This is a genomic window from Streptomyces sp. C, from assembly GCF_000158895.1.
Classification (GTDB): domain Bacteria; phylum Actinomycetota; class Actinomycetes; order Streptomycetales; family Streptomycetaceae; genus Streptomyces; species Streptomyces racemochromogenes.
Map to the genome: position 1 here is coordinate 354,337 of NZ_GG657752.1, position 12,453 is coordinate 366,789.

A 12,453-nucleotide genomic window follows, 5' to 3' on the forward strand; every position below is an offset into this window, starting at 1 on the left:
CTCCGCCCCCGAGGCGCAGGCGCTGACCGGCGTGTGGGCACCGCCCCGGGCGCCGAGCTCGATGCTGACCCAGGCCGCCGGGCCGTTCGCCATCAGCATCGGCACGGTGTGCGGCGACACCTTGCGCACCCCGGACGCCTCCAGGACGTCGTCCTGCCCGAGCATGCTCAGCGCACCGCCCGTGCCCGTACCGATCACCACGGCCAGCCGCTCCGGCTCCACCTCCGGCCGCCCCGCGTCGGCCCACGCCTCCCGGGCCGCGATCAGCGCCACCTGCTCGCACCGGTCCAGCCGCCGCGCCTGCACCCGGTCCATGACCTCGGCCGGCTCGACCCGCAACCGCCCCGCGATCCGCACCGGCAGGGCGGCCGCCCACTCCTCCCCGATCGCGCTGATCCCGGACTCCCCGGCCAGCATCGCGGCCCAGGTCGAGGGAACGTCCCCGCCGAGGGGTGTCGTGGCACCCAGCCCCGTCACCACCACGTCCGTCGCACCCGTGGTCATCACACATCCCCCTTTGTTTGATCGGCACACCTCAACCCCGGAACCCGTTCCCGGGCTGATCAAGACATTTGCCAATCTGCCAGGGAATTCACGAAGCATCAGGTGCCGCCATCGACGGAGTCCACACCCCTGACTTTGTCCACACCTTCCAAAACTAGAAATGCCCCCAGCCAGCCGGGCCAGAGGTGGCGCGACCGACCACCCGCCCCGGACCCGCCACGGCGTCCACGAGCGGCGCCGGCCGACGGCCCACCCCAGCCCCCCCGCACGCTCGAGCACGGGCGGGCAGGTGTCACACCACCCCGCTCCCGCCGGTGCTCGCCGTCCGGCGGCGGCTGCACTTCCCCACGGGCGACCGCCGCGAAGGTCACCGCGCAGCCTGCCGATGCCGGCCGGCTCCGAACCGGAATACGGGCGGGTGCGGCAGCACGTCGCGCAGCAGCGGTAGACGGCCGCGCTGTCGACCCCGGAGCCGGCTGGGCAACGGACCCGGCCCCGTTCCGGGCCACCCGGGCCTTGGGACTGCCGACCGCCCCTTCGGCCCGGAGGATGGCCGTCCTCGTCCAGCGTTCGACCACCCGGCCCCACGGCCCGGACCTCTCGCGCGCCCGCCCGCGCCCTCGGCGCGCCCGGCCCGACCCGCGCCGCCCGCCTCGACGACCGGACGCTCAGGTCCCGGCCGCCGCCCCGAAAGCTACGAAGCCCCACGGGCGGCGGCCCCGCCCGGCCGGTCCCGCCCACCGATGCCGGACACCCCCGACGGCACTTCCCCATCGCCCGGGGAAGCGGCGAGGCGACGGCTGGAACATCACCTGCCGGCCCGCGCCAGCAGATGCCCCTCAAGGAAACCCCGCTCGGAAACCGGCCCGTGGACCAGCCGAGCCACCACCTCGAACCCGGCCCCGGCCAACACCCCCACGAACCGCTCCACCGGCCAGCTGTAGGCGGGAGCCACCTTGTGCTCGAACCAGACCGGCTCCGCCGCCCCCTCGGCCACAAAGAACGAGACCAGCAGCAAACCCCCCGGCGCCAGCACCCGCACCTGCTCGGCGAGCAGCCCGGGCAGCTCCCCGGGCGGGGTGTGGATCATCGAGTAGTGGGCCAGCACCCCGCCGAGCGCCCCGTCCTCCACCGGCAGGGCCTCCATCCGCGCCTCGACGAACCGCAGCCCCGGATGCGCCCGCCGGGCGTGCCCCACCATCCCCGGCGAGAGATCGACCCCGAAGGCCTCCAGCCCCAACTCGCCCAGCAACCCGGTCAGATGCCCGGGCCCACACCCGACATCAGCCACCCGCAGGTTCCCCGCCTCCCGCACCAGCCCGGCGAAGACCCCCACCATGGCCCGCGCGAACGGCCGCGTCTCCAGCCGATCGGCGAACATCGAGGCGTACAGCTCGACGACCCCGTCGTAACCCGCCCTGGCCGCATCCCGATATCCACCCACCACCAAAACCTACAGCTCCCCTCCCCCTCCCCCTCCCCCTCACGTCAGCAAGCCGTCAGCCCTCATCCCACACTCTGGTTCCCGTGACCACGTCACGAGGGAGAGGTGCCCGGAGCGGTTGATCGGGGACCGGCCACAGGCCGTTCGGGTTCCACAGGGACCCACGCAGGTTCGAATCCTGCCCTCTCCGCCAGGAAATCGGTGGGGCGACACCCCTCGACTGCCCCGATCCGCCCCACCCCGCATCCGACGCCGACTTCGCCGGCCTCAACGGCGAGCACGGCCTCTTCCTGGGCTTCCAGCGGGTCGACGACTCCCGGGCACCCAGCCGGCCCGGCCGGACCGTCCCCAGGACCGGTCAGGAATCGAGAAGCCCCCGCCGCCCCCCACCCCCTAGCGTGATGGTCATGGCAACCACCACTCCCACCACCGCCCCCACCGCCCTCGCCTCCGTCACCCTCGAAGTGGCCGACACCGAGGCCGCCCGCCGCTTCTACACCGCCTTCGGCGTGGACGCGTACGTCACCCTGAGGGCGTCCGACACCCCCACCACCGGCTTCCGCGGCTTCACCCTCGGCATCACGGTCTCCGGCCCCGCCACCGTCGACGGCTTCTTCGCCGCGGCGGTCGACGCCGGCGCCACCGTCCTCAAGCCCACCGCCAAGTCGCTGTGGGGCTACAGCGGAGTGGTCCAGGCCCCGGACGGCACGATCTGGAAGATCGCGACCGGAGCGAAGAAGGACACCGGCCCCGACACCCGCGAGATCGACGAGGTCGTCCTGCTGCTCGGCGTCGAGGCCGTGAAGGCCACCCGGCAGTTCTACGTTGAGCACGGCCTGACCGTCGCCAAGAGCTTCGGCGGCAAGTACACCGAGTTCGCCGCCGGCACCGACAGCCCCGTCAAGCTGGCCCTGTACAAGCGCCGCGCCCTCGCCAAGGACCTCGGCGTCCCCGCCGACGGCACGGGCTCGCACCGCGTCGTCCTCGGCACCACCGCCACCGCCTTCACCGACCCGGACGGCTTCACCTGGGAAGCGGCCTGACCCCCACCACCCACCCCACCCACCCCAAGGAACAAAACCATGAAGGCACACGTCAGCTCGATCCTCCTCGGCGTCCGTGACATGGACCGGGCCAAGCGCTTCTACACCGAGGGCCTCGGCTGGAAGGTCCAGAACGACTTCGGCATCTCGGTGTTCTTCGAATCCGACGGCGCCTCGCCCGTCGGCTTCTACAGCCGCGAAGGCCTGGCCGGCCAGGTGGGCACGGACCAGGAGGGCAGCGGCTTCAGCGGCCTGGTCCTGACCTACGTCGTCCGCAGCGAGACCCGGGTCGACGAGATCATGGCGGAGGCGGCGAAGGCCGGCGCCAAGGTCCTCAAGCCCGCCGGCGCCCTCCCCTGGGGCGGCTACGGCGGCACCTTCGCCGACCCCGAGGGCTACATCTGGAGCCTCGGCTACAGCGCCCAGGGAACCGACCAGCCCTACGCGGAATAACCGAACGTCAAAACGCCGGGGCGCCGGTCAGCGCCGGTGCAGGGTCTCCAGTGCCTCGACGAGGACCTTCGGCTCGTACTGGCCCTTGTAGACGGGCGGGGGCTGCCTGTCGAGCCCCAGCAACCGGGCGACGGCGGTCCAGGCGGTGCGCACGGAGTACTCGACGGTGAAGACCACGTCGTCGGGAACCTCGGCGTACTGGCCGATGAAGGCCAGGTTGGTGGAACCTGCGGGCACGACCTGGGGGCGGTCGCCGGCCTTGCGCACCAGGAACTGACTGGTGATGTAGGGCATCTTCGCGGGGATCACGAGCGAGCCGTCCAGGATCCGCTGGCGCTCGCTGAACGGCAGATGCTGCAGCACCTCGTCGAGGATCTCCCGGCCGGTGCACTCGGCCATGGGCTTGCTGACGAAGTCCCCCCGCCGGTCGGGGAACAGCGCGTACCCCCACCACACGAACGTGTCCTCCGGCTGGTCCCGGAAATGCGGCTGGTGGTTGAGCACGATGGTCAGCAGCCAGCTGGAGTCCTTGAAGGTGATCAGGCCGCCCTTGCCCGCCTCGCTGCCGCTGAACTCCTCCATCAGCTTGAAGAAGAGCGGGTCCTTGGTGGTGACGGTGAACGACTCCCAGGTGGACTCCTCGACGTGGGAGCAGAACACCTTCGGGTCGCCCAGCCGTCCGGGACGCTTGGCCGCGAGCGTCTCCCACAGCCGCCACGCACCGCTGGACGAGGTGGTGTCCAGGGCGGGAACGGCATCGGTGGCGCCCAGGGTGGAGTTCGCCGTCATGGAACCGTTGGTCACCATCACCACGTCGTCCGGGCCGACGGCCGTCCGACCGGACTCCCCGCCGCGCTCCCAGACGAGGGCCTCGACGGTCAGCGCGTCACCGCCCGCCAGGCGCAGGTCGGTGACACGGGTGCCGAGCTGGAGGGTGACACCCTGACCGGTCAGCCACGCCAGGAGGGGCCGCACGATCGAGTCGAACTGGTTGAACCGGGTCCGGTAGATCCCCGACATGGTCTCGAAGGTCTTGAACAGGTGGACGAAACGCTTGAGGTAGCGGCGGAACTCGATCGCGCTGTGCCAGGGCTCGAACGCGAACGTGGTGCACCACATCGCCCAGAAGTTGGTGGTGAAGAACTCCTCGTGGAACAGGTCCGAGATCCGCTTGCCGTCCAGCAGCCTCTCGGGCGTGGCCACGCACTTCACGAGTTCGAGGCGGTCCCGTTCGGAGAACGTCATCGAATGCGCGTCGATGACGCGCCCGTCGGCGTCGACGAGGCGGGCGTGGTCGTCCCAGGCGAAGTCCTCGTGGAACGCGAACGTGTCCTCCGTGACCGACTTGGCCGGGTCGTCCAGCGACGGAATGGAAGACAGCAGATCGTAGGTGCAGTCGAAGTGGATCTCGAACATACGGCCGCCGCGCATCGTGTACCCGGTCTCGGGGGATCCCGCCGCGTCCAGACTCCCGCCCTCGCGGTCCTGTTCCTCCAGGATCACGATGTCGCTCCCGGAGAACCCGCCTTCGCGGATCAGGAACGCCGCCGCCGCGAGCGACGCGATCCCACTGCCCACCAGATAGGCCTTCGCCACTGCCGTCCTCCATACGATGCACGCCACCTCGGGCCGAAGGGCCCTCCATGGGTTCCCCGGCAAACCCGGCGCGACACAGGACCACCCCCCAGAACCCCCGCTTCGGCCCAGCGCACGCCTCCCCACCACAGGGGCGGGAACCGGCACATTGGCCTAGACCTATTGTGCGGCCCGGTCCGTGACGGTACGTTCATGTCCGGCTGCGCAGCCTGCACGTACCGCACCACATCGCATCGTCAGGCACTCTGCCGGGCATCCCCGGCATTTTCAGGAGGACATGCCATGTACCGCCGCACAGCAGCCGCCCTCGCCACCGCCGTCACCGCCGGAGCCCTCGCGCTCGGCGCCGCGGGCACCGCCGAGGCCGTCCCCGGCACCGGCTTCTACGCCCGCAGCAACCACGCCTCGTACACCGAATGCGTGGCCGCAGGCCGGGCCGGCTACAACATCTGGGGCCCCGTCTTCTTCTGCGAGCCCTTCAGCCCCAGCCGCCCGGACATCATCACCCTCTGGGTCCGCTACTGACCCACCCGGCCGCCCCGGGCCGACACGGGGCCGGCCGTAAGCCAGTTGCCGTGCCTGAACCGGAAGGAACGGCAGGACGTCTCCCGGGCGCTCGTCAGCGAGCGCTGACCGATTTGTCGCCGGTCAGTGAATCTGCGCAGTTGTCATGCTGCTGAACTGAGGTTGTGCAGTTTGGGTGGTCGGGTTTTGTGATGGTTGGCTCACTGAATCTGCTTAGCGCCTGCCACCGTTAGCCGCCTGACCTGCGACGTTCGTCGGACGGGGTGTGGTTGCGCAGGTTGGTTGAGTGCTGCGCAGTTTCCCTGATCCCCGGTATGTGGTGGCGGGGCTACGGGGTGGGGTTGGTGTCGAGCCAGGTGGTGGGGATGAGTTTTTCGCCGCCGCGCCAGTTGTAGCGGACGGCGTCCTGGTACCAGGTGTGGGGCAGGTCGGCGTGGTCGCTGACGATGATCTGGAAGTCGGGGGCGAGTTCGGTGACGACCTGGTGCATGAGCTGGAAGAGGCGGGTGACGGTGACGCGGTCTTCGTCGAGGGCGATGTCTTCGAGTCGGCCTCGTGCTTTGGCCATGTCGGAGGGGTAGTAGGGCTGGGTTGGCTGGTCGAGCATGAGGAAGCGGGGTACGGGCCGGCTGTTCGCGGTGAAGTACTGGTGGAGGGCGAGATGGGCGGCGAGGTGGTAGCCGACGTGGTTCTTGCCGCTGCCGATGCGGAGCAGTTCGGTGATGCCGTTCGGGGTGTCGGTGACGACGGTGAGTTTCTTCAGGTTCAGGCGGACCAGGCCGTCGCCGTGCTCGAGTCTCAGGAATTTGGCGTGGCTGCTCATCTTGCCGCTGACGTAGCCGAGGCTGTGGGCGAGCTTGTCGTCGATGGCTTCGCTGTCGAGCTGCTCTTCGAGTCCTTGGACATGGTGCTGTGCGATGTCGACGTCTGCCTGCAGGCGCTGGAGGTGGCCGCTGCCGGTTGTGGTGTTGATCTGGCCGAGGTAGGCACTGATCCTGCCGCGGGTGTAGGCCTGGGCCTCGGCTTGCCCGAGGAGGCCGGCCTGTTCGGAGCGTTGCTCGGCGATGATGCTGAGGGCGCCTTCGATGCCGCGGAGCTGTTCGCGTAGGCCCGTTGCGGTCTGTTCGATCTCGCGCAGGGCCTGCTCGCGGCGGGGCTGGACTGCTTGGACCGTGTCGAGCTGGCTGCGGAGGTCGTCGAGGGTGGTGTGCATGTCGGCGACGGTGGGGTCGGGCTCGGCGAGCTCGTTTCCGCACAGGGGGCAGCTGTGTTCTCCGGGGAAGTGGTCGGGGACGAGGCTGAGTGCGGACAGGCGTGAGATGCCGCGGGTGACGGCCCCGCTGTAGCCGGCGGCCTGGGAATCCAGGTCGTTCAGGAGCTGGCGCTCTTCGGCCAGGGACCGCAGCTGCCGGCGCAGGGCTGCGGACTGTTCGCCCAGGACGAGTTCCTGCCTGCGCTGCTCTTCGTCTCCGCCGTTGCGGGCGGGCCGGAAGGAGGAGGCTTGCTGCAGTGCCTCGATGGCTGCGTCCCGGTCAGGGGTGCTGAAGGCGTCGTCGGCGAGGAGCCCGTGTACGCGGGCTTCGCCCAGGAGGGACTGCAGTTGTGATTCCACGTTCTGGTTTGCTTCTTGGGCGGCTTTGAGGCGGTTCTCCGCGCTGCGCAGGGCTCGTTTGGCCTGGAGGAGCTGCTGCTGGAGTGCTGCCTGGTCTTCCGGGACCGCTCCGAGGAAGTACGGGATTGTGGCCTTGAGACTCTCGGGGATCTTGTTCTCGTTCTGGCGGTGGAACAGGATCCTCTTGGACGCGACCTCGTCCTGGTTTTGCAGGCAGAGCATGACGGCGTGACCGAGGTTGGCGCTGAGCGGGGTTGCCAGGCTGCCTGCTGCGGGCTCGCTGTGGGTGTCTCCGATGCCGATCCGGCGTCCGATCTGCTGGCGCAGCTGGGCGGAGTCCGTGTTGATGCGCAGGTCCGCAGGTTCCGGGACGCCGAGGTCGCTGCCGACTTCGAACATGGCGTTGGTGACGGACTTGGCTGCCGGTCCGGGCGCGGGCCGTGCGGCGAGGACGCGGGTGTCGGCCAGCTGCAGGACGACGGCGTACCAGGCGACGGTGGTGAAGATCGGGCTGACCGGGAGAGTGGCCTCGTCTCTGCCGAGGCAGTAGTCGACGATGTCGAGCAGTGCGCTCTTGCCCGTCTCGGAGGTGCCGGTGACGATGTTCAGCTCACCGAGCCGGAAGTCCAGGACGCGCTTCTCGCCGCTCTTGCTGTAGAGGATGATCGACCGGATCTGCACCCGCTCAGGGTCTCACGCCCAGCAGCGCGAATACGGTGGAAGGATGGTCGGACTTCGCGGTCCAACGGCCTATGAGGGAAGCGGCCTTGATGAGCTCGGCGAGCTCGCCGTCCGTGCGCGGCGGCTTCGCAAGGGTGCCCCGCAGACAGCCCTGCTCGATGGCGAGCATCTGGTGGCGGATCCCGAAGCGCAGGCCTTCGCGTACTGCGGGTGCCAGGGAGGCGCCGCGTGGGGCGAGGCCGGCGACGAGGGCGGGGTGGCCGGCCACCCAGTTCGTCAGGTGGGTGCGCGTGGAGGACGGCAGCGCCCGCCGGGTCGGCCGGTGCAGGACCAGCGGTGCCACGACGAAGGCCATGGGCCACGGCATCAGCCTGCCCGAGGCACCCCCCTCGTAGTCGCGCGCCGCGGTAGCGGCGATGGCGGCTATGAGAGCGGGGTTGAGGAAGGCGGCGCTGGCCTGAGGCCGCCGCGTCCAGTCAGGCACGCGCGGCCTTGAGGAGGTCCTTCACCCGTGCCTCGAAGTCGGGGTGCCAGCCGATCAGGCCTCGGTCGGCCAGCTCATGGTGCTTTCCGCGGGAGAAGAACGCCTCGTCGTACGCCTCACGGATCCGGATGCGGGTCTGGTCCAGGGTGGAGCGGAGCAGGGCTCTGCCGGCCTGTTCCTGGGCGCGCTCGGTTGCGTCGTCGCCCAGGTCGTCGAGCATCCAGTCGAACTCCCGCTGCCACTCGTCGGAGAGGTCGTCTTCGAACCGGGACAGCTCGTCGAGATCGACGAGGTCGTCTTCGAGCCAGGCCACGGTCTGGGTGTAGGCGCGGTAGTAGTCGACCATTGCCTTGTTCAGATGGCGGCCGGCTCCTACCCACCGCAGCTGGTGGACGAAAGCGGCCTCCGAGAGCTCGGCCTCGGCCTCGGCCGGGAAGTCCTCACGTCCCACGAGGGTGGGCAGCCTGTCCGAGGTGTAGTCGTCTCGGATACGGCTGATGCGCTGCATCAGGCGGGCCACGGAGACGCTGGTGTGTCGCTTCTGCAGCATGTCCACGGTCTCCTGATACCACCATGCCCACAGCTGTTTCATGAAGGAGTCGGCGTGCCCGTCGGGGAGTGCGGCTCTGAGCTTCGCTCGTACCAGCGCGTCGAGGTCGTCGATGGGCGGGGCGCCGTCGATGACGCGCATCCGCCGTACGAAGACGGCACGCTGCGCGGGCGGGAGCTTCAAGAACTCCGTGCGTGAGTCCGCGGTGCCCGTGGCTGTGGACGTCTCGGCGGCGGTGGTCAGCAGTTTGAGTGCCTCGGCGGGTGCCGGAGCAGATGCGTTGAGCGCGGCCATGGCGGTCCCGGGCCGGGCCTGCTGGGTGGTGATCAGGGTCAGTGCGGGGCCGTTCTCGTCACCGGGGGTGTGGGTGTCCATCCAGGACTTGATGGTCCGCCAGACGTCGTCGTCCTTGTCGCCCAGAGTGCGGGTTCCGCGGACGTGGTGCTTGACCTGGAGAAGATCGATGGGCCTGCCGTCCTGTTCCCAGGCGACGTCGTCGTGGAGTTCGAGGCTGATCGCCCCGTCCGGCCTGTCCTCTTGGCCGCGCAGTAATTCGAGCAGGGCGAACTGCGCCTGGAAGAGGTAGCCCAGGGCGGACGCCGATGCCTCGTGCGCGGAGGACGCCATGTCTCAGTCTCCCGATTCCGATGTTGATCTGTCCAGCACATCACACTAATCGAACATAGTTGCGCATGCGGGGTGTTGCCGCTATGCGCAGGCAGCAGGGCCTACCGGCCCGGCCCTGCGGCGGGCGTTGCCCTACCGGGCGTGCGGGTCCGGTAGCCGAGGCCGGTGAGCTCATTGGAGTCAGCATGGGGGCTGGGCTTCACGTGGTGGCGGTAGACGGTTCCGTCGGCGGGGTGACGGGGGGCGCTGTGGATGTAGTGGGCGAGGTCTGCGGGGTAGTGGGCGGGGTTGCGTAGCCATCGCCGGTTCAGGAGGCGGGCGATGGCGGCGTGCAGGGGGTGGGACTGCCCGGGCTGGGTTCGGTGGTAGCGAGTGGAGGGCTTGCGGATGAGGAGTCCGGCCAGGGCGATGGTTTCGGGGTAGGTGATCGCTTCGCGGGCCAGGGCTTCCCACAGCGGCCCGTCCCCGCCCGCCCCGGCAAGGCACCGGGCGCGCAGGGGCCAGACGCGTTCGGACCTGGGGGCGTGGCGGCGCCAGTACTCGGTGATCCGGGCCGCTTGGGCGATGGCGTCGTCGGCGTCGGGCCCCCGGCGCCGGGTCAGCCGAAGGTGGGTGAGGTGAGCACGGACGATCTCAGGGGTCTGGTGGAGGAGGGCGTGAGTGTGGGGGACGGGCCGGCCGTCCAGGGTGTGGGGGCCCAGCGCCCAGGTGCGGTGACGGGCGCACACGAGTCGGTGGTGGGGGAGGTAGCGGGGGACGGCCTGGGGATATCCGGTACGGGCGATGGTGCAGTGCGGGCATCCGATGACGGCCGGCAGCGTGGAGGGGCGGATCGCACCGCCGGCCCTGGCCTGTCCGGCCGGGCCCCGGTCCCGGTGCTCCGTCCAGCAGGGAAGAGCGCGGGTGAGACGTTCTTCGGGGATGCCGGTGTACTGAGCGATGCGGGCCCGCGCGCCGGTGTTGAGGTAGAGCTCGCTGCGCGCGTGCGGCCCGTAGTCGCGTTCGCGGACGGGATGGACCTTGGGCGGGTGGATACGCAGTCCTGTCAGGAGCTCGCTGGTGGTGAGGTGGTGCGCGCCGGCGAGGCGTTCGATGAAGGAGGCGTTGGTCTCGAAGGCCAGGGGCCGGATTTGCCGCAGTGCCCGGTGGATGAGGTCTGGGAGCGGACGCGGCATGTCAGCGCCGCTTGGCGGGCCGGGGTGTGTGTTCGGCGAGTTCATCGAGTTCGATGTCGTCCAGGAGCCGTTTGGTGATCTTTTCGGTGCCGTCGAGGATCGCGGCGATCGCGGCTTCCCGTACGAGTGCGGACAGGCTTCCGATCCGGCCGCCGGTGCGCAGGTGGAGGTAGGGGGCGTGACGGGTCAGCGCGCCCGTGCGGTGGGCGTCGAGGCGCAGTGCCTCGTCCATGCCCTGGATCAGCCCTTCCCATGAAGCGCGTTGCGCGGGGCTGCCGTGTCCCAGGGGCGGATTGCGGACGGTTTTGAACCGTCCGGCCAGCTGCGCGCCGCGGTTTCCTGTCAGGAGGGGGGATTCCTCGATGGCGACGCCGGCGTAGACGAAGGTCGCGGGGATGCGTTCGCTGAGGTGTTTCATCTGGTCGGAGGTTTCGGCGCCGCTGCGGGTGCGGGTGTCGAGGAGGTGGATGTCGTCGACCAGGACGAGCTGGGTGGTCAGATCGCGCAGGGTGGCGCAGACGATGTCGGTGATGCGGGCCTGGTTCATGCGCTCGGTGATGGGCAGGTCGAGGTACCGGGCCAGTTCGGAGACCAGCATCTTGGGGGTCGCGGCGGGCGGTACGGACAGGAAGACCACTGGCAGGTGGTCACCGGGTGCGCCGCGGCGTGCTCGGTCGGCGAGGTGGAAGGACCGGCCGAGCTGCTGCAGGGTGGTGGTCTTTCCCGTGGTCGGTGGTCCGGAGATGAGGAGGCCTCGGCGGGCGGTGCCGTTGTGCCTGCGGTTGAGGATCATCAGCCGGCGCAGGGTGAGGGAGATCTTGGCCATGGTGGGGGTGGAGAGGATCACGAACCGGGAGTGGTAGTCCAGGCGTTCGTCGGTGCTCCAGGGGCCGGTGCCGGGCAGGCAGGGTGGGGAGGTGTCGACGAATTGCGTCCACTCGCGCCAGGTGGTGGGGGAGGCGTACGGATCGTCGTGCGTTTCGTGGCCGGTGGGAGTCACCATTGCTGTGCCTCCTGGTGTGCGTCGAAGATGCTCCAGGCCGCAGCCGACGTAACGGAGTCGGCGATGTCAGGGGCGGTGCCGCAGTCCTCGTCGGTATCTGGGGCCTGCCCGGCGCGGTTGCCCGGCAGTTCCGTCCTCGTCTTCCGTCGCTTCGTGCGGTCCGCCTGGGTCTTGCGACGTGAATGTGTGGGCCGCCCGGCCGCGCTGGGCTCGCCGCTGGCAGCTGCTGCGCCCAGGGCTCCCGGGGTGGTTCCGCCTGGGCGGGAGCCTGCGACGTTACTGGCGCCTGTGTCCGCGGAGTGTGCGCGGCGTAGGAGTTCGTCGAGGTGGCGGGCGAGCTGCTCCTCGTGTTTGGCGCGGCCTTCGCGCTGTTTGACCATGCTGCGGATGTGTCGCCAGGTGGTGTCGGTGAACGGCTTGGATACCAGTCCTTGGTGGATCCAGGGGACGGGTTCCCAGCCGTGGGGGAGTCTGACCCAGCACTGCCACGGCTCGTAGGGGTTGTGGTGAACCTCCCACTTGCCGTCCGCCGCCGCGGAGCGGTGACGGTGCCCTTTCAGTACGGGTCCGTCGTAGGTGCGGTGCTCGAACCGGATGCCCTCGTCGCCGATCGCGCACCGCCTGGAGGGCAGCAGCTCGATCCGTCGGCTGCGGCCAGGGGGACGGGTACGTGGCCGGCGATAGCGATCAGTGCGGCCCACATCTCGTTGGGTGTGAGCGTCAGGCGGGGCAGTGAGTGGGTGCCGCAGGCGTTCG

Annotated in this window: 11 protein-coding genes, 1 tRNA gene and 2 pseudogenes; 5 read left to right on the forward strand and 9 right to left on the reverse strand. The window is 69.8% G+C overall.

What is annotated here, in order from left to right:
* Both SSNG_RS37350 and SSNG_RS37355 read right to left on the reverse strand, forming a co-directional pair.
* Nucleotides 1-504, reverse strand: a 504-nt coding sequence (locus tag SSNG_RS37350) for a beta-ketoacyl synthase N-terminal-like domain-containing protein (protein WP_042804967.1), incomplete at its 3' end; no start/stop codon positions are given.
* 808 nt (nucleotides 505-1,312) lie between these two features.
* Nucleotides 1,313-1,948: a class I SAM-dependent methyltransferase gene (locus SSNG_RS37355; protein WP_007269180.1), complete on the reverse strand. Its 636-nt coding sequence runs from the start codon at nucleotides 1,946-1,948 to the stop codon at nucleotides 1,313-1,315.
* 99 nt (nucleotides 1,949-2,047) lie between these two features.
* Between SSNG_RS37355 and SSNG_RS42845 the strand changes: the two genes are divergently transcribed.
* The 4 genes and pseudogenes from SSNG_RS42845 to SSNG_RS37365 all read left to right on the forward strand — a co-directional run bounded on the left by SSNG_RS42845 (nucleotide 2,048) and on the right by SSNG_RS37365 (nucleotide 3,444).
* Nucleotides 2,048-2,141 (forward strand) — tRNA-Cys (locus SSNG_RS42845).
* A 4-nt stretch (nucleotides 2,142-2,145) separates the two neighbouring features.
* A pseudogene (locus SSNG_RS44650) lies at nucleotides 2,146-2,301 on the forward strand (VOC family protein); the annotation flags it as partial.
* A 54-nt stretch (nucleotides 2,302-2,355) separates the two neighbouring features.
* A complete protein-coding gene (locus SSNG_RS37360) occupies nucleotides 2,356-2,991 on the forward strand; it encodes a glyoxalase (RefSeq protein ID WP_206731447.1) in 636 nt (211 codons plus the stop codon).
* Nucleotides 2,992-3,030: 39 nt separating this feature from the next.
* On the forward strand, nucleotides 3,031-3,444 hold the full coding sequence (locus SSNG_RS37365) for a VOC family protein (protein WP_007269182.1): 414 nt from the start codon (nucleotides 3,031-3,033) through the stop codon (nucleotides 3,442-3,444).
* A gap of 27 nt (nucleotides 3,445-3,471) precedes the next feature.
* On the opposite strand, the gene SSNG_RS37370 is transcribed toward SSNG_RS37365, so the two are convergent.
* Nucleotides 3,472-5,040 (reverse strand): oleate hydratase, encoded by a 1,569-nt coding sequence (locus SSNG_RS37370; protein ID WP_042804895.1) that lies wholly within the window; start codon nucleotides 5,038-5,040, stop codon nucleotides 3,472-3,474.
* Nucleotides 5,041-5,322: 282 nt separating this feature from the next.
* Between SSNG_RS37370 and SSNG_RS37375 the strand changes: the two genes are divergently transcribed.
* Nucleotides 5,323-5,565, forward strand: coding sequence for a hypothetical protein (locus SSNG_RS37375; protein ID WP_042804896.1), 243 nt, complete (start codon nucleotides 5,323-5,325; stop codon nucleotides 5,563-5,565).
* Between the two features lie 328 nt (nucleotides 5,566-5,893).
* Here the strand turns inward: SSNG_RS37375 and SSNG_RS44655 are convergent, their stop codons facing one another.
* From SSNG_RS44655 to SSNG_RS43220, 6 genes and pseudogenes are all read right to left on the reverse strand, one after another.
* Nucleotides 5,894-7,858, reverse strand: a complete 1,965-nt coding sequence (locus tag SSNG_RS44655) for a DUF3732 domain-containing protein (RefSeq protein ID WP_007269185.1) — start codon at nucleotides 7,856-7,858, stop codon at nucleotides 5,894-5,896.
* Between the two features lie 4 nt (nucleotides 7,859-7,862).
* On the reverse strand, nucleotides 7,863-8,342 hold the full coding sequence (locus SSNG_RS37385; protein WP_007269186.1) for a three component ABC system middle component: 480 nt from the start codon (nucleotides 8,340-8,342) through the stop codon (nucleotides 7,863-7,865).
* Nucleotides 8,335-9,519 carry an ABC-three component system protein gene (locus tag SSNG_RS37390; RefSeq protein WP_007269187.1) on the reverse strand — a complete coding sequence of 395 codons (1,185 nt, stop codon included), beginning with the start codon at nucleotides 9,517-9,519 and terminating at the stop codon, nucleotides 8,335-8,337. The genes SSNG_RS37385 and SSNG_RS37390 overlap by 8 nt, the downstream gene beginning before the upstream one ends.
* A 101-nt stretch (nucleotides 9,520-9,620) precedes the next feature.
* Complete coding sequence (locus tag SSNG_RS45140) at nucleotides 9,621-10,694, reverse strand: TniQ family protein (RefSeq protein WP_042804897.1); 1,074 nt, start codon at nucleotides 10,692-10,694, stop codon at nucleotides 9,621-9,623.
* 1 nt (nucleotide 10,695) lies between these two features.
* Complete coding sequence (locus SSNG_RS37400; protein ID WP_007269189.1) at nucleotides 10,696-11,697, reverse strand: TniB family NTP-binding protein; 1,002 nt, start codon at nucleotides 11,695-11,697, stop codon at nucleotides 10,696-10,698.
* Nucleotides 11,691-12,453: pseudogene (locus SSNG_RS43220) on the reverse strand (hypothetical protein); the annotation flags it as partial. The gene SSNG_RS37400 and the pseudogene SSNG_RS43220, both read right to left, overlap by 7 nt.